The organism is Streptomyces bullii (assembly GCF_042657145.1).
GTDB lineage: Bacteria > Actinomycetota > Actinomycetes > Streptomycetales > Streptomycetaceae > Streptomyces > Streptomyces bullii.
Genome location: NZ_JBHSNY010000005.1, coordinates 393988 through 411040 on the forward strand (window position 1 = coordinate 393988; position 17053 = coordinate 411040).

Here is a 17053-nt window from a genome sequence, read left to right on the forward strand (position 1 = left end):
TGAGTGGACTTCCCCCGGGACGGCACCGCTCCTCCGGGGCCCGCGTACACTGCGCGGCTGATTTCCGCAGGGTTCACGCCATCACTTCCCGGCTGTCTATTGACCTGCTCATGCCACGAGCTGAACGATGAGCGCCACACCCGCACCACGTACGTCGCAGAAACAACCCCACCTCCCACAAGGAGATTTCATGCGACTCCGCATACGAGGCTCGGCAACACGAGGCGCAGGGACGGGCGGCTCAGGCGCCCGCTCCGGCAGACGTACCGCCGCCCTGGCCGCCCTTCTCGCCCTCGCCCTCGCCGCTCCCCTCTCCGCGACGGCGACGGACGCCACCGCCGACAGTGCCCGCAAGGCGGCTCCGTCGGCCGACGACGTCCGGCAGTACGAGATCCATCAGCACACGACTCCGGTGACCCGTACGGCCATCCAGCAGACGGGTGTCACCGTCGACGAGGCCGACGAGGAGACCGTGGTGATCTCCGGCCGCGCGGACCAGATCCGCAAGCTGCGCCAACTCGGCTACCACGTCACGGCGTTGGGCACGGCACCCGACCGCTCGTCGAGCGCGGACGACGTCCGGCTCTTCGACTTCCCCTCGGCCGACTCCCGCTACCACAACTACGCCGAGATGAACGCGGAGATCGACCGGCGGCTCGCGTCGTACCCGAACATCATGAGCAAACGGGTGATCGGCAAGTCCTACCAGGGCCGGGACATCGTCGCCATCAAGATCAGCGACAACGTGGCGACCGACGAGAGCGAGCCCGAGGTCCTGTTCACCCACCACCAGCACGCCCGTGAGCACCTGACCGTGGAGATGGCGCTGTACCTGATCCGCGAGCTGGGCGCCGGATACGGCAGCGACTCACGTGTCACCAGCATGGTGAACAACCGCGAGATCTGGATCCTGCCGGACATCAACCCGGACGGCGGCGAGTACGACATCGCGTCCGGGTCCTACCGCTCGTGGCGCAAGAACCGGCAGCCCAACAGCGGCAGTTCGTACGTCGGAACGGACCTCAACCGCAACTGGAACTACCGCTGGGGCTGCTGCGGCGGCTCCTCGGGCTCGACGTCCTCCGAAACGTACCGGGGTTCGGCGCCCGAGTCCGCGCCCGAGGTCAAGGTGGTCGCCGACTTCGTGCGCAGCCGGGTGGTCGGCGGCAAGCAGCAGATCCGGGCCGGTGTCGACTTCCACACCTACAGCGAGCTGGTGCTGTGGCCGTTCGGGTACACGTACTCCGACACGACGACCGGGATGACGGCGGACGACCACGCCGCGTTCAAGGCGGTCGGGCAGAAGATGGCCGCGAGCAACGGGTACACGGCGCAGCAGTCCAGCGACCTGTACATCACGGACGGGTCGATCGACGACTACCTCTGGGGTACGCACAAGATCTTCGGGTACACCTTCGAGATGTATCCGCGGTCCAGCTCCGGAGGTGGGTTCTACCCGCCCGACGAGGTGATCGAGCGGGAGACCTCCCGTAACCGGGACGCGGTGCTGCAACTGCTGGAGAACGCAGACTGCATGTACCGGTCGATCGGCAAGGAAGCCCAGTACTGCGGCTAGTTACTCGGCGTCCTCCTCGAAGTAGGCGTCCAGTACCGCGTCCAGCCGCGCGTCCCACTCCGTGAAGTGGCTCCTGGCCGGTGCCTCGATCTCGATCGGGTACCAGCGCCGGTCAGGAGTGTGCACGGTGACCGTGTACCGCTTGCCGAAGCGGGCGGTCTCGGTCTCGACCGCGCCGATCTCGTCCCAGCGGAAGTCGCACTCCTGGTCGTCCAGGGACAGTCGGACGCCCCTGTGGTCGGCGACGATTCTCGCGCGGCGGTCGGACGCCTCGAAGACCGGTCCGTCCAGGGCCTCTTCGGACGCCTCCTCGGCGGCGCTCTCCTCCGTCGCCTCGGGCTCCACGGAGTCCTCGGCGTCCTCGGCGTCCTGGGAGTCCTCGGCTTCCTCCGGTGCCGCCTCGGCGTCCTCCGTCTCCTCGGAGACCGGTGCGGTGAGCCCGGGGACGAAGGCCGGGTCGAACCCGGCGCCCTTCAGGGCCTTCAGGGGCTCGCCCTCCAGGGGCTGGCTGCTCGAACCTATGCGCTGCTCCACAGCGGAGCAGTATGGTCCACGATCCTGTGCCGCACACAGCCGGCCCCTGCATCGTTATACGAAGATGCTCAACACGGCGGCCACCGCGAAGCCCGCCACCGACAGCACGCTCTCCAGCACGGTCCACGTCCTGAGCGTGTCCCGCTCACTGATGCCGAAGTACTTGGCCACCATCCAGAAGCCGCCGTCGTTGACGTGGGAGGCGAAGATGGAGCCCGCCGAGATGGCCATGATGACCAGGGCCACGAAGGCCTGGGAGTGGTCGCCCTCGGAGAGCAGGGGCGCCACGATGCCCGCCGTCGTGACGATCGCGACCGTCGCCGAGCCCTGGGCGACGCGCAGGACCACGGAGATCAGGTAGGACAGCGCGATCACCGGCAGGCCCACGTCGTTGAAGGTGTCCGACAGGGCCTGGGCGACACCGCTGGCCTTCAGGATCGCGCCGAAGACACCGCCGGCGCCGACGACCAGCAGGATGTTGCCGACCGGCTTGAGCGACGCCGTGGACACGGTCTCCAGGGACGTGCGGGACCAGCCGCGCCGGACACCCAGCAGGTAGTACGCGAGGAACAGGGCGAGGGTCAGCGCCACGAACGGGTTGCCGAAGAACTCGATCACCGAGCGGAGGACGGACGGGTCGAGCGCGATCGAGGAGAACGTCGCGGCGAGGATGAGGATCAGCGGCGTGCCGATGATGCCGAGGACGGTGCCCAGCGCCACGGGCTGTTCACGCGGCTCGGCCCCGGCCGCGCGCTGCTCCTCGACGACCGCCTGCCTGGCCTCCTCGGCCGCCTCCACCATGTCCTGCGGTACGGCGACGAAGATGCGCCTGCCGATCCACGCCGCGTACACCCAGGCGGCCACCACGGCCGGCAGACCGCACACGACGCCCATCAGGATGACCCAGCCGAGGTCGACGTGGAGAAGGCCGGCGGCGGCGACCGGGCCGGGGTGCGGCGGCAGGAAGGCGTGGGTCACCGACAGGCCGGCGAGCAGCGGCAGGCAGTACAGCAGGATCGACTTGCCCGAGCGTTTGGCGGCGGCGTACACGATCGGCGCGAGGACGAAGATGCCGACGTCGAAGAAGACGGGGACGCCGAAGACCAGGCCGGTGAGGCCCATCGCGAGCGGGGCGCGCCGCTCGCCGAACAGTCCCAGCAGCCGGGAGGCGAGGACCTCCGCGCCGCCGGAGACCTCCAGGATCGCGCCGAGCATGGTGCCCAGGCCGATGATGATCGCGACATGGCCGAGGATGCCGCCCATGCCGGACTCGATGGTGGACACGGCGTCCGACCGCTGGACGGTGCCGAAGAGTTCGGTGACCGACAGGCCCGCCAGCAGGCCGACGGCTATGGAGACGGCGAGCAGGGCGACGAACGGCTGGAGCCGCACCTTGATGATCAGGAAGAGGAGCAGCACGATCCCGAGGGCGGCGACGGTCAGCAGGCCCGCCGTGCCGTCGATCAGGAGGAGCAGGCCGCCGGTGTGGGGTGGGGTCTCAGCGGGGACGGACGCGGCGAGCGGGAGGGACGGATGGGACATACGGGGGTCCTCTGCGTAAACACATAGAGCTTTCGGGCAGGGGGGATCGCGGCACGGCGCCCCGTGACGGGGGCCGTGCCGTGTCGGCGTGCGGGTGGGGGGGTGGCGGGGCGTCAGCCCAGGACGGCGAGCGCGTCGATCTCGATGAGGAGCCCGGCGGGAAGGCCGACGTAGACGGTGGTGCGGGCGGCGGGCGGCTGGGTGAGGCCCTGCGCCTCGAAGTAGGCGTTGTAGATCTCGTTCATCTCGGCGAAGTGGGCCACGTCGGTCAGGTAGACGCGGATCATCATCACGTCGTCCCAGGTGGCGCCGCCCTCCTCCAGGACCGCCTTGACGTTGGCGAGGGTCTGGAGGGTCTGTTCGCGCAGGGTGGGGCCGACGGGTGTCGGCGGCTTGCCCGGTTCGGCGGGGAGGAAGCCGACCTGGCCGGCGACCTGGAGGATGTTGCCCTTCCGCACGCCGTGCGAGAACTTCGCCGGCGGGGTGGTGTGCGTCGCCGGGGTGAGCGCGGTCTTCTCTGTCTTCTCTGTCATGCGGTGCCCTTCACTGGTGTTCTGCCGGAGTACTCGCCGCTGATGGCGTCCGCCGTACGGCGCACCAGCGGGAGCAGGGTGAGGAGTTCGTCGGCGGTGACGACGACGTTCGGCGCGGAGACCGACATGGCGGCGACGACCCGGCCGTCGGCGCCGCGGATCGGGGCGGCGACACAGTTGATGGACTCCTCGTGGCCGCCGAGGTCGGTGGCCCAGCCCTGTTCGCGCACCTTGGCCAGTTCCTTGAGGAACGCCTCTGCGTTGGGTGTCGAACGGGGCGTGTACGCCGGGTAGTCGAGCTTCTCCGCGACCGCCCGCCGCTCGTGCTCGGGCAGATCGGCGAGCAGCAGCTTCGCGACGGCGGCGACGGTGATGGCGACGGGCTTGCCGATCCGCGAGTACATGCGCACCGGGTAGCGGCTGTCGACCTTGTCGATGTAGAGGACCTCGTTCTCCTCGTACACGGCCAGGTGCACGGTGTGGCCGCACCGTTCGTTGAGGCGGACCAGGTGGGGATGGGCGATCTCGCGCACGTCGAGGTTCTCCATCGCCTCCTGGGCGAGGGCGAAGAGGCGGGCACCGAGGCGGTAGCGCTGGTCGGACTGGCGGTAGACGAGGCCGTGCTCGTGCAGGGTGCGCAGCAGCCGCAGGGCGGTGGACTTGTGCACGCCGAGGCGGTCGGCGACCTGCCCCAGGTCGGCGGGGCCCTCGGCGAGCAGCGGCAGGATGCTCAGCGCGCGGTCGACGGTCTGGCTCATGGCGTACGTACCTCCTCCTCGGCCCGGTCCACGGCGTCGGTCCACCCGGGGCCGAGTCGAAGTCTCCCCCACGCGGCGTCGTCGAGGGCGGCGAGGCGGTCGGCGGGCCCGCGGGCGGGCGGTGCGGCGAGGTCGCCGGGGACGGTGAGGGCGGCCGCCGCCATGAGGTGCCCGTGCCGCAGCCGGTCCCGCAGGGGCAGACCGCGCAGGGTGGCGGAGAGGAAGCCGGCGGCGAAGGCGTCACCCGCGCCGACGGCGGCGAGGACGTCGACCTGGAGGGCGGGCACGAAGATGGCGGCACCGGTGTCGTCCTCGCCCCGGCCGCCCGGGCCGTGGCGGCCCGCACCCCGGCCGTCCGCGTTCTCGGCCCGCGCGCCGTGACCGCCCGCGTCCTGGGCGTCCGAGCCCCGGCCACCCGCCTCCCGACCGCCTGCGCCCCGGCCACCCGGGCCGTGGCCGCCCGCACCCCGGCCACCTGTGCCGTAGCCCACCGAGTCCCCACCACCCGAGCCCCGGCCATCCGGACCGTGGCCCCCCGCACCCCCGCCATCCGCGTCCTGGGCGCCCGTTCCCCTGCGGACCGGGTCCCGACCGCCCGTACCCCGGCCGCCCGCGCCGTGGCGGCCCGGGCCCCGGTCATCCGCGTCCCGGACGTGTGTCCACTGGCCGTCCGTGGACCGGCCGCCCACGTGCCGGCCGTCCGTGTCCCGGCCGAAGGCCGTCGCCCCGCTGCTGCCCTGCTTGACCACGACGAGCTCCGGCTCCGGCAGGGCGTCGCGGACGGCGCGTGCGTCGTGCAGCCCCCAGGCGGCCCGTGCCTCGTCGGCCCCGACGAAGACGAGGTCGGCGCGGCGGGCGAGGTCGAGCAGCACCCGGGGGCCGTCGGCGTCGCGCCACAGGCCCGGACGGAAGTTGACGTCGAACGACACGAGAGGCCGCTGCGGTCCGGGGGCCGTCAGCTCCCACAGCAGGCCGAAGCAGTCGTCGGACAGGGCAGCCGTGATCCCGGACAGGTGCAGGACGCGTCCAGCGCGCACCGCCGTCAGATCCGTGTTCTCCACCGCCATCGCCGACGCGGCCGACCCCGTCCGGTAGTAGGCCACCTCGTGGGCGTCGGTGGCCCGGTCCCCGGCCGTGCGGAAGTAGATGCCGGTGGGGCGGGCCGGGTCCCGCCGTACGTACGACACGTCGACTCCGTATGCCCCGATCGCCTCCACCAGGTGGTCGCCGAACCCGTCGGCGCCGACCCGGCTCACCCACCGTGTGGTGTGCCCGGCGGCGGCCAGCACGCAGGCCACGTTCGACTCGGCGCCCCCGATGCCCCGCTCGAAGGACGGCACGTCGGCCAGCCTGCCCGGCCGGCCGGGCAGGAAGGTCACCATGGACTCGCCGAGCGCGACGACGTCCACGACACCGGGGACGTCGGGGACGCCGGGGACGTCGCGGGGTCCGGTGGTGGTCACGATGCTCGTCGCTCCTCGTCGGCGGTGCGGGATGGCCGGATGTGCGGGACGCGGTTCCGTTGACCCCGCGTGGCCGAGATGTTAGACAGCGGTGAGCAAGACACGCAATGGATGTTGCACAGCATGCAACTAACCTGATCAGGGAGGCCTCATGGCTGCAGAGCCCGGCACCGACGCCCTCACCCGCCTCGCCGCGGAACGCGTCGACCACCGCTTCAAGGGCCTCCCGCCCGACGCCGACGGGCTGACCGTCGGCGAGCTGGCCGCGCAGCGCCGCAACCTGTTCACCGGCGGGTTCGCCACCCCCGTGCTCGCCCTGTCCGCGGAGCGTCTGGAGCACAACCTGGAGCTGATGGAGACGTACGCGGCCCGCCACGGCCTCGCCTTCGCCCCGCACGGCAAGACCTCGATGGCCCCGCAGCTCTTCCACCGCCAGATCGAGCGCGGCGCGTGGGGCATCACGCTGGCGGTGCCGCACCAGGTGCGGGTGGCGCGGGCGTTCGGCGTCCGGCGCGTCTTCCTCGCGAACGAGGTCGTCGATCCGGCGGCGCTGCGCTGGATCGCCGCGCAGCTCGACGCCGACCCGGACTTCCGTCTCGTCTGCTACGTCGACTCCGTGCGCGGGGTGCAGCTGATGGACGCGGCGCTGCGGACCGCCTCCCGCCCCCTCGACGTCGTCGTCGAGCTCAGCGCCGGTGAGGGTGCCCGCACGGGCGTGCGGACGGAGGCGGAGTGCGCGGCGGTCGCGGACGCGGTGGCGGGCGTGGCGACCCTGCGGCTGGTCGGGGTCGCGGGTTACGAGGGCGAGGTCCCGCAGGCCGACTCGGCGAAGGTGCACGCGTGGCTGCGGCAGCTGGTGGCCCTGGCCGTGGAGTTCGACAAGGCGGGGCGCTTCTCGGCGACGGAGGAGATCGTCGTCAGCGCGGGCGGCAGCGCCTGGTTCGACGCGGTCGCCGACGTCTTCGCCCAGATCCCCGAACTCTCCCGTCCGGTCCTGCGGCTGCTGCGCTCCGGCGCGTACGTCTCGCACGACGACGGCCACTACCGCCGGCTGACCCCCTTCAACCGCGTTCCGGAGGAGGGCGCGCTGGAGCCCGCGTTCCGGCTGTGGGCGCAGGTCGTCTCCCGGCCCTCGGCCGAGCAGGCCTTCGTCAACGCCGGCAAGCGGGACGCGGCGCACGACCTGGACCTGCCGGTCGCACAGGTCGTGCGCCGGGACGGCGTCGAGCGCCCGGCGGCCGGCATCGACGTCACCGCGCTGTCCGACCAGCACGCCTGGCTGCGGACGGCGCCGGAGGCGGACCTTGAGGTGGGTGACTGGGTCGGCATGGGCCTGTCCCACCCGTGCACGTCGTTCGACAAGTGGCCGCTGATCCCGCTCGCGCAGGCGGACGGCACGGTGGTCGACTACATCCGCACGTTCTTCTAGGGAGGGCCGGCGTGGAAGAGCTCGTCATCCGTGACGCGGACGTGGTGGACGGCAGCGGCGCGGAGTCCTACCGCGCCGACGTCGTGGTCGACGGCGGCCGGATCGTCTCGATCGTCAAGGAGGCGGCCGCGGCGGGCTGCCAACGCCCCCGGGCCCGGCGGCAGCTGGACGCGGAGGGACTCGTGCTGTCCCCCGGCTTCATCGACATGCACGCCCACAGCGACCTGGCGCTGCTGCGCGACCCCGACCACAGTGCCAAGGCCGCGCAGGGCGTCACCCTGGAGGTCATCGGCCAGGACGGGCTGTCGTACGCGCCCGTCGACGACCGCACGCTCGGCGAGGTGCGCCGGGCGATCGCCGGCTGGAACGGGTACGGCGACGACATCGACTTCGACTGGCGGTCGGTGGGCGAGTACCTGGACCGGCTCGACCGGGGCATCGCCGTGAACGCGGCCTACCTCGTCCCGCAGGGCACGGTGCGCGCGCTCGCCGTCGGCTGGGAGGACCGGGAGGCGACCCCCGAGGAGCTCGACCGGATGCGCCGCTTGGTCGCGGAAGGCCTGGAGCAGGGCGCCGTCGGCATGTCGTCCGGTCTGACGTACACGCCGGGCATGTACGCCAAGGACGCCGAACTGACCGAGCTGTGCCGGGTGGTGGCCCGGTACGGCGGCTACTACTGCCCCCACCACCGCTCGTACGGGGCGGGGGCGCTGGAGGCGTACGAGGAGATGGTCCGGCTGGCCCGGGAGGCGGGCTGCGCGCTCCATCTCGCGCACGCGACGATGAACTTCGGGGTGAACAAGGGCCGGGCGCCCGACCTGCTGGCGCTGCTGGACGAGGCGCTGGCCGCCGGTGCCGACATCAGCCTGGACACCTACCCCTACACGCCCGGCTGCACCACGCTCGTGGCGATGCTGCCGAGCTGGGCGAGCGAGGGCGGCCCGGAGGCGGTCCTCAGGAGGCTGGCCGACGACGAGACCGCCGAACGGATCCGCCACCACCTGGAGGTCGTCGGATCCGACGGCTGTCACGGGGTGCCCATCGAGTGGGACACGATCGAGATCTCCGGCGTGGGCGACCCCGCGCTCGCGCCCTATGTGGGCCGTACGGTGCGGGAGTCGGCGGACCTGCGCGGCGAGACCTGCTGGGCCGTCGCCCGCCGGCTGCTGATCCGGGACCGCCTGGCCCCGTCCATCCTCCAGCACGTCGGCCACGAGGAGAACGTACGGGCGATCATGCGCCACCGCGTCCACACCGGCGGCTCGGACGGCATCCTTCAGGGCAGCAAGCCGCATCCGCGCGCCTACGGCACCTTCCCGCACTATCTCGGCGGGTACGTGAGGGAGTTGGGCGTGCTGTCGCTGGAGGAGTGCGTCGCGCACCTGACCTCGCGCCCGGCGGCCCGGCTGCGACTGCCGGACCGCGGGCTGGTCCGCGAGGGGTACCGGGCCGACCTGGTGCTCTTCGACCCGGGGACGGTGGCCGCGGGCGCCACCTTCGAGGAACCGCGCACCCTCCCGACGGGACTCCCCTACGTGCTGGTCGACGGGCGGTTCGTCATCGAGGACGGGCGGCGTACCGGCGTCCTGGCGGGGCGGGCGGTCCGGCGCACTCCCGTACGACCCGGCTGACCGCCCGCCGACGCGCCCTGCCCTGCCCTACGGCTTGGGCAGGGTGCACCCGCTCGCGCTCAGGTCGAGCTTGTTGTCGACCCCGAAGCAGGCCGCGAACGGGTAGGTCTGCTGGGCGTAGTTGATGCCCTTGCGGACCGTGACGGTGCCGTTCTCGTCGACCTCGCACGGGTTGTTCACCGTGCAGCGCTCGCCGTCCTCGTTGCCGGTGTTGTTGACGGCGACGACCTTGCCGGTGGCGGTGTCGACGACGGGCGAGCCGGAGGTGCCGCCGATGGTGTTGCAGGCGGAGGTGTAACGGACCGAGTCCTTCCAGGTCCAGTCGCCCTCCTTCAGGCGGTACACGAACCCGTCTATGGAGCAGTTGTAGATCCGCTTCCAGTAGCCGGAGACGACGCTGATGGCGGTGCCGGCGGCCGGACGGGTGCCCTGGAGGGTCAGCGCGTCGATGCCGTACGCGCTCTTGATCTGCCCGTAGGTGCGGGTGAGCTGGTAGACGGCCGCGTCGGTGTCGGTCATCGTGGCGTACGCGATCTTGCTGGCGCGCAGGGTCGCGACGCGTGTGCCGGCGGAGTTGAGCAGGCCGAAGGAGCGGCTGGAGGCCTGGTCGACGATGACCTGGCCGGGCCTGGGGAAGCCGCTCTCCAGGCAGTGGCCGTTGGTGAGCACGAGCGCCGGGTCGTCGTCCTGGGAGTTGGACATGCGCACGACGGAACCGGAGCAGTTGCTGAGGGAGACGGTGCCGGCGAAGTTCACCGCCTGGGCCGACGGCGACGCGCTCCGGGCGAGGTTCTCCGTGGTGGACGTGACCACGTCGTGGACCACCGACGTGACCGTGTCCGGGTCCGCGATCGGTTCCGAGCCGCCGGCGACGGGCTCGGCCGCGAGCGCGGGAGCCGCACCCACCCCGGACATCGCCAGGGCCAGGAGTGCGGCGGCGAGAGGTTTTCTCATGTGGGGGGTCCCCTCTTGCGACGGGGGCGGCCGGAGAAGCCGACCGCCCACACATTTGTCATGTGCATTGTGAGCACACGCAGCAAGGGGGATACAAGATCCGGTTCCGGATCATAGGGCTTTCCCTGCCGGGGAACACGCGCGGCCCCCGCCGCCTCACGGTCCGTCAGACAGCGCCCACGGCGGCCGTCACGGACTCCCTGACCCGGTTGCGGTCGACCTTGCCCGTGGACGTCTTGGGCAGCGGATCGGTCCCGAGGTCGAACGAGGTGGGGACGGCAGCGCGTACCGTGTGCCGGGCGCAATGGGCGCGCAGCGCGAGGCTGTTGACCGCGTCCGGTGCCGTCAGCCGCAGACAGGCGTGCAGGCGGTTGCCCGCCACGGGGTCCGGCAGGGCGATCACCGCGGCCTCGGTGACGGCGGGATGGTCCAGGAGGATCTGCTCCACGCTCTGGGTGCTGATCTGGAAGCCGCGCACCTTCACCATGAAGTCGGTACGGCCGAGCACGCTCAGGGTGCCGTCGTCGTGGCGGGTCACGACGTCGCCGCTGCGGTAGTAGACCAGGCCGGGCACGCCGTCCGGATGCGGCCCGAACTTCCGCTCGTCGGGCACGTTGAGGTAACCGGCCGTCTGGAAGGGCGTGTTGACCAGCAGCTCACCCTGGCCGGAACCGGTCACCGCGCGCCCGTCCGCGCCGACGACCAGCCAGGACACCCCCGGCAGCGGACGCCCGATCGGCAGCGGGGCACGCACCGGCCGGTCGCGGTCCACCTCGTGCAGGAAGCTGTTGTTGGTCTCCGTGCAGCCGTAGTTGTTGTACCAGCGCGCCTTCGGGAAGACCGGGGCGAGGCCGTCCAGGATGCGGCCCGGGGTGCTCTCCCCCGCGAAGACGACGTGCTCCACGGTGGTCAGGGGGCCGGTGCCGGCCGTCCCCTCGATGAGCATCTGGAAGAGCAGCGGCACGCCCTGGACCACGGTGACCCGGTGCCGCGCGACCAGGTCGCGCAGGTACGCCGGCGCGGCGCCCCGCTCGGGATCGCTGAGTACCACCGTGCCGCCGTACGCGAGCGTCGTCCACACGTCCAGCATGCACAGGTCGAAGTTGAGCGGCGCGTAGTTGAGCACCCGGGTGCCCGTGGAGATGCCGAAGGTCCTGGCGGCCCACGCCGCGAACCGGGCGACGCCTCCCGACGGCAGCGGCACGATCTTGGGCAGGCCGGTCGAGCCGGAGGTCGTCAGCATGAAGCCGGTCGCGTCGTCGGGCACGGCGGCCGGCGGCCGGACGGGCCCCTTCTCCTCCGCCGGGCCCTGGGCCACGTCCACCACGTGGTCGACCAGCGGGCCGTCGGCCGTTCCCAGGACCGCCGAGCAGCCCGCCTGCCCGTACAGGGTGCGCAGCGGGGCCTCGGGCAGCTCGTGCGAGGGCAGCAGGAAACCGCGCCCGGCCATGAGGCAGCCGAGCACCAGGGCGACCGCCTCCGGCGACTTGCGCACCAGCAGGCCCACCGGCCGCGAGGTGTCGGGCACCAGCGCCTCGATCCGGTCGCGGGCCCGGGCGGACATGGCGTACAACTCGCCGTAGCCGACCGGCCGGTCCTCCCAGATCAGCGCCGGGACCGAGGGCCGGTCGGCCGCGCGGGCCGCGAAGGACTGAACCAGTGACGGACTCATGCCTGCCCGCCCCCGGTCGCCGCGGCCCGCTCGGCGGTGAGGCGGATGGCGCGCACGGTACGGAAGTTGCGGCCCGTCAGCTCCGCGTCCGCCAGCTCGATGCCGTACCGCTGTTCCAGCCAGGCGGCCACGTGCAGCACGGCGAGGCTGTCGATGACGGCGGTGGCCAGCAGGTCGTACTCGGGGTCGAGTTCGCCCGCAGCCACCCCGGGCAGGAACCGCTCGACGACGAAACCGGCGATGTCCCGCTCACTGAGGGAGACGCCCGCCGCTGATGCCGTTCGGGGCTGGGTGGTCATGATGTTTCCTCTCACAGATCCCTGACGCCTGACGGCGGGCCGGGGCAGTCCGGTCCGCTGCGGCCTCACACCTCGATGAGCGTGCAGAGCCAGTGCATGCCCGGTGCCGCCACGCCCGCCAGGGCCACCAGATCGCCCAGCGCGAGCTCCCCGGACTCGATGTGCCGCCACAGGCACACCAGTTGGTCGGCCGCGCCCATGTGGCCCAGTTCCCGGGCGAGCGCGGCGTTGCTGCGCTCGACGGGCAGCCCCACGGCGGTCGCGGCCTCGTGGATCGCCTTCTGGTTGTCGTTGATGAAGATGAGCCGGGCCAGTTCGCCGCGCTTGCGGCCGGCGCGGGCCAGCGCCGTGTCGACCACGTCCGACAGCCGGTCGCGGATCTCCTGCTCGAACGCCTCGAAACGCCACGGGTCCCGGCCGAAGTACTGGTAGACCGCGATCTTCGGGTCGATGTCCAGGTTGCCGCGGCCCTCGGGCGCGACGGGCGCGGCCGAGCCGCCGTACTCGATGCGGAACAGGTCGGCGTACTCGGGGTTGGTGACGTGCGCCGAGGCCAGCCGGCGCAGCCGTGGATGCCCGCGGCGCAGCACGGCCGCGACCGCGCCGTCGCTGGCGATGGTGGCGTTGAAGTCCATGCGGTTGGCGTGCGCCTCGCTGACGGCGTTGACCAGGACCAGCAGCACGGTGTCCGTCTCGGGGGAGAGGGCCATCGCGCCGGCGGCGTGGTCCAGGGCCGGCGACCAGGCGGCGCACGACTGTGTGAACAGCACGGTGGGGGTGGAGCGGGCACCGAGCGCCCGGGCCACGGCGGCCGAGGTGTCCCAGCCCAGGTACTCCTGGACGTCGGAGTGGCCGACCAGGACGAGGTCCACGTCGGCGACGGAGAGGTCGGCGTTCTCCAGGGCCTCGCGGGCCGCGCGCGCCGCGAGATCGGTCGCCGTCTCGCCGTCGCGCAGCCGGTGGTACGACTCGTAGCCCATGCTCAGGGCGACCGCGGGGTCGACCCCGTACTCGCCGGCGGTCTCCGCCACCGCGACCTGCTCGCCGAAGGCCATGCCCACGGCGACGATGCCCATCTCCACTGCGGGTTCCTCCCGTCGTCCTTCCACCTCTCCCCCCTCCACGAGTCCCGGGCCGCTACCGGGTGCGGCGCGTGGCGCCGTGCCGCTACGCCGGCAGCGCGCTCTCCAGGTCCCGCGCCCAGCGCAGCAGGCGCTCGTCCTCGCCCGGGCGGCCCGCGCACTGCAGGCCCAGCGGCAGCCCGGCCGCCGAGCGGCCCGCGGGCAGGGTCAGGCACGGCAGGCCCGCGCCGCTCCACGGCAGGGACATCACCGAGTCGCCCGCGCTGTCGAGGCCGTGCGGGGCCGGCCCGGTGGCCGCGGGCGCGATCCACAGGTCGATGCCGTACCCGGCCGTGGCCCGCGCCAGGCGGTCGCGGAACACCTCCCGTTCGCGCAGCGCGTCGGCGTAGTCGGACTCACGGGCGCCGTGGCCCTGCCGGATCGCGTCGGCGGTACGGGGGTCGTAGCGGTCCTCGTAGCGGGCGAACCAGTCGGCGTGGGCGCGGGCCAGTTCGTAGAGGTTGACGACGAACAGGGCGAAGGCGTCCTGCTCGAAGGTTTCGAACAGGGGCACCTTCTCCACCTCGTAGCCGGCCTCGCGCAGGGCGGTGACCTGCCGGTCGAAGGCGGCCAGGGCCTCCGGTTCGGCGCAGCCGAGGTAGGGGCCGTCGGGGATGCCCAGCACCGGACGGCCGGGCGTGGCCCGCTCGGGCCGCCAGTCGTCGCAGAGGACGGAGGCGGCCAGGGCGGCGTCGGCGGCGGTGGCCGTGAAGGTGCCGAGGGTGTCGTACGTCGGGGAGACGGGGAGCACGCCGTCGGTCGGGATGCGCCCGTGGCTCGGTTTGAAGCCGACGACGCCGCAGTACGCTGCGGGCCGGATGAGCGAGCCGATGGTCTGGGTGCCGATGGCCAGCGGGACCAGGCCGGCCGCCACGGCCGCCGCCGAGCCGCTGCTGGATCCGCCGGGGGTGTGGTCCGGCTGGTGCGGGTTGCGGGTCGGTCCGGGGGCGGCGACGGCGAACTCGGCCGTCACCGTCTTGCCCGCGATCAGCGCGCCGGCCCGCAGCAGCCGGTCCACGACCGTGGCCTGCCCGCCTGCCAGGACCTCGGCGGGCAGCGTCGAACCGGCCCTGGTGGGCAGCCCGTCGACGTGGACGATGTCCTTCACGCCCACGGGCACCCCGTACAGCGGGGGGTGTCCGTCCGGCCCGGGGTCGCGCCGCGCGAGGTCCCGGGCCGCCGTGACCAGACGGTCCGTCCGGCCGGGCTCCGCCACGAACGCCTGGACGACGCGGTCCACCTGGGCGATGCGCTCCAGGGTCCGCGTCACGTTCTCCCGTACCCCGCTCGCCCCGGCGCGCAGTCGTTCGGCCGTGTGCGTCAGAGACGTGGACTGAACAAGATCTCCCATGGCTTCCTTCGTGTCCCGCCCGGCCGGCGGACCGTGTCACGCGGTGGCGCGGCGCGCCACGGCCTGGTCCGCCGGACGGGCCCTAGTGCTGGGGAGGACTCCCCATCGCCTTGGTCTTGGTGACGACACCGCCGAACATGGCGACGCCCTTGATGACGACGCGCGGAGTGCCCGGCTTGCCGATCTTGCGGGCGGCTCGCTTGCCGAAGACGCCGAACAGCCCGAAGCCCTTGACCTCGACCTCGATGTCGTCGGGGATGACGATCTCCGTGCCGCCCCACAGGGCGACGGCCCGGATCACGGTCTCCTGGCTGCTGAAGCGGGCCTCGGACAGGTCGAGCCGGCCGCCGCCCCACATCGACCAGGCGGTGAACTTCGGGGGCACGACCCACTCGCCCTCGCGCTCGAAGCCGCCGAACATGCCCAGCGCGAAGCGGGAGGTCGGGGCGCGGTCCACCACGAGGGCGTCCCTGGCACCGAGCTGCGGCAGACCACGGCCGGCCGCCTCCAGCTCGCCGTGCGTCCTGGCCTCGTACACCTGGGCGAGCCGTGTGTCCAGCTCCCCCAGCTCCAGGCGTCCGTTGGCGACGGCCGCCCGCACGCGCTCGGCGACGCGGTTGCGGTCCTCGTCGGAGGCCAGGAGGTCGTCCGAGGCCGATCGTGCGACCTGCTTGTGTTCGGAATGTCCGGAGTGTTCAGTCATGCGGTCAACCTTTCCACACCCTGCTTCCTCGCCGCGCTCACTCATCGGTGAACTGGCTTCATCTGAACGGTCGTTGACGCTGACGGGCGCCGCGGGAACCGACCCGTGCGGAACCGGCGGGTCCACGGGGACGGGAGTGAGCTCCCGGACCTCGGCCAGCGGGAGTTCCAGGACCCGCAACCGGCGCCGTGCGCCGTGCAGGGCGATCGCCAGGGCGACCATGGCGGCGGCGAGGATCAGGATGGCCTCGCGCACCCCCGCGGCGTCGGCGAGGAAGCCCGCGCCCAGGGGGCCCACCCACTGCACCGCCTGCACGCAGAACCGGTTGGCCGCGGCGACTCTCCCGAGGTAGGCGTCGGGGACGAGCCGGACCTGGTAGGACTCGGTGACCACGTTCAACGGCACCATGCTGGTCATGGCCACCAGCAGCACCAGCCCGATCTGCCACGGCCGCGGCATCCACACGACGGTGGCGAAGCACGCCACGAAAAGCCAGACGGCCAGCAGCATCACCGTCCGGGCACCCAGTCCGCGCATCAGCGCCGGCCCGGCCACGGAGCCGAGCAGGCCGCCGACGAGTGCGAGCGAGGTGGCGGTGCCGACCTCGGTGGGACCGCCGCCGCGGTACTGCACGAGGACGACGAAGAGCAGCGTGAAGCCCTCCGTGACCGCGTTGAGCAGGGCGCCCCAGATGATGGTGAACACCAGGTAGTCGCTGCGCCGGATCACGCGCATGCCGTCGGCCATGTCGGCGAACAGGCCGGGGCGCGGCCCCTGCCCGGCGTGCCGGTCCGGCCCGAGCGGCCTGCGGATCAGGGCCGCGGCGCAGGTGACGAACAGGAAGCTGAGCGCGTCGAACAGGAACGGCAGCCAGCGGGTCATCGAGTACAGCAGGCCGCCGAGGGGGCCGCCGACGAGGTGGGCGACCATGTCGCGCCCCATGCCCTGCGCCGTCGCGGCGGACACCTGCTCCTTGGGCACGATCCGCCGCAGCGCGGACATCGACACACCGCTGCGCAGTCCCGCGGCCAGGCCGCCGACCAGCGCCAGGGCGTCCAGCGCGAGGATCGAGGGCGCACCGCGGAACACCAGGGCGGCCACGAGGCCCATGGCCAACGCCTGCACGAGCGGGGAGACGATCATCAGGGCCCGGCGCGAGACCCGGTCCGCGAGGGCCCCGCCGACCGGCAGCGTGACGAGCGTGCCGATCATGTGGCAGGCGGTGATGCTGCCGGCCTGCGCCACCGAGCCGGTGGTGTTCAGGACCAGCAGCGGGAAGGCGAGCGTGGTGACGCTGGTGCCCAGCGTGGACACGCCGTTCCCGGTCCACCAGTACATGTAGTCGCGGTTGCGCCACAGGGAGCGCGGCGGGTCGGGCGCCGGCCCGGACTCCTCGCCCTCGCGGGGGCGTGGCTGTGCCGTGGTCATGCGCTCTCCCCCCCCTGCCCGTGCTCGCCGTACCGTCGGGAACCCGTGTCGCGTTCTCC

At 72.5% G+C, this 17053-nt stretch carries 14 protein-coding genes; 3 read left to right on the forward strand and 11 right to left on the reverse strand.

Annotated features, from left to right (window positions below):
- Positions 1–190: 190 nt before the first annotated feature.
- A complete protein-coding gene (locus ACFPZJ_RS16480) occupies positions 191–1576 on the forward strand; it encodes a M14 family metallopeptidase (protein WP_381021829.1) in 1386 nt (461 codons plus the stop codon).
- Here the strand turns inward: ACFPZJ_RS16480 and ACFPZJ_RS16485 are convergent, their stop codons facing one another.
- The 5 genes from ACFPZJ_RS16485 to ACFPZJ_RS16505 all read right to left on the reverse strand — a co-directional run bounded on the left by ACFPZJ_RS16485 (position 1577) and on the right by ACFPZJ_RS16505 (position 6406).
- Complete coding sequence (locus ACFPZJ_RS16485; RefSeq protein ID WP_381021830.1) at positions 1577–2110, reverse strand: hypothetical protein; 534 nt, start codon at positions 2108–2110, stop codon at positions 1577–1579.
- 54 nt (positions 2111–2164) lie between these two features.
- Positions 2165–3652: a GntP family permease gene (locus tag ACFPZJ_RS16490; protein ID WP_381021831.1), complete on the reverse strand. Its 1488-nt coding sequence runs from the start codon at positions 3650–3652 to the stop codon at positions 2165–2167.
- A gap of 113 nt (positions 3653–3765) precedes the next feature.
- Entirely contained in the window at positions 3766–4185 is a 420-nt protein-coding gene (locus tag ACFPZJ_RS16495; protein ID WP_381021833.1) for a RidA family protein, read from the reverse strand.
- Positions 4182–4943, reverse strand: coding sequence for an IclR family transcriptional regulator (locus ACFPZJ_RS16500; protein ID WP_381021834.1), 762 nt, complete (start codon positions 4941–4943; stop codon positions 4182–4184). The genes ACFPZJ_RS16495 and ACFPZJ_RS16500 overlap by 4 nt, the downstream gene beginning before the upstream one ends.
- Positions 4940–6406 carry a sugar kinase gene (locus ACFPZJ_RS16505; protein WP_381021835.1) on the reverse strand — a complete coding sequence of 489 codons (1467 nt, stop codon included), beginning with the start codon at positions 6404–6406 and terminating at the stop codon, positions 4940–4942. The genes ACFPZJ_RS16500 and ACFPZJ_RS16505 overlap by 4 nt, the downstream gene beginning before the upstream one ends.
- Positions 6407–6557: 151 nt before the next feature.
- Between ACFPZJ_RS16505 and ACFPZJ_RS16510 the strand changes: the two genes are divergently transcribed.
- Together ACFPZJ_RS16510 and ACFPZJ_RS16515 are read left to right on the forward strand one after the other, a co-directional pair.
- Positions 6558–7835 (forward strand): amino acid deaminase, encoded by a 1278-nt coding sequence (locus ACFPZJ_RS16510; RefSeq protein WP_381021836.1) that lies wholly within the window; start codon positions 6558–6560, stop codon positions 7833–7835.
- 11 nt (positions 7836–7846) lie between these two features.
- Positions 7847–9466, forward strand: a complete 1620-nt coding sequence (locus tag ACFPZJ_RS16515) for an N-acyl-D-amino-acid deacylase family protein (protein ID WP_381021838.1) — start codon at positions 7847–7849, stop codon at positions 9464–9466.
- A 27-nt stretch (positions 9467–9493) separates the two neighbouring features.
- On the opposite strand, the gene ACFPZJ_RS16520 is transcribed toward ACFPZJ_RS16515, so the two are convergent.
- The 6 genes from ACFPZJ_RS16520 to ACFPZJ_RS16545 all read right to left on the reverse strand — a co-directional run bounded on the left by ACFPZJ_RS16520 (position 9494) and on the right by ACFPZJ_RS16545 (position 16994).
- Complete coding sequence (locus tag ACFPZJ_RS16520; protein WP_381021839.1) at positions 9494–10420, reverse strand: S1 family peptidase; 927 nt, start codon at positions 10418–10420, stop codon at positions 9494–9496.
- A 166-nt stretch (positions 10421–10586) separates the two neighbouring features.
- On the reverse strand, positions 10587–12092 hold the full coding sequence (locus tag ACFPZJ_RS16525; RefSeq protein ID WP_381021840.1) for an AMP-binding protein: 1506 nt from the start codon (positions 12090–12092) through the stop codon (positions 10587–10589).
- Complete coding sequence (locus tag ACFPZJ_RS16530; protein WP_381021842.1) at positions 12089–12391, reverse strand: acyl carrier protein; 303 nt, start codon at positions 12389–12391, stop codon at positions 12089–12091. The genes ACFPZJ_RS16525 and ACFPZJ_RS16530 overlap by 4 nt, the downstream gene beginning before the upstream one ends.
- A 65-nt stretch (positions 12392–12456) precedes the next feature.
- The gene (locus ACFPZJ_RS16535) at positions 12457–13500 is read right to left on the reverse strand and encodes a 3-oxoacyl-[acyl-carrier-protein] synthase III C-terminal domain-containing protein (RefSeq protein WP_381021844.1); all 1044 of its coding nucleotides are present in this window, start codon (positions 13498–13500) and stop codon (positions 12457–12459) included.
- A 58-nt stretch (positions 13501–13558) separates the two neighbouring features.
- Complete coding sequence (locus ACFPZJ_RS16540) at positions 13559–14863, reverse strand: amidase (RefSeq protein ID WP_381021846.1); 1305 nt, start codon at positions 14861–14863, stop codon at positions 13559–13561.
- Positions 14864–14945: 82 nt separating this feature from the next.
- The gene (locus ACFPZJ_RS16545; protein WP_381021848.1) at positions 14946–16994 is read right to left on the reverse strand and encodes an MFS transporter; all 2049 of its coding nucleotides are present in this window, start codon (positions 16992–16994) and stop codon (positions 14946–14948) included.
- Positions 16995–17053: the final 59 nt, after the last annotated feature.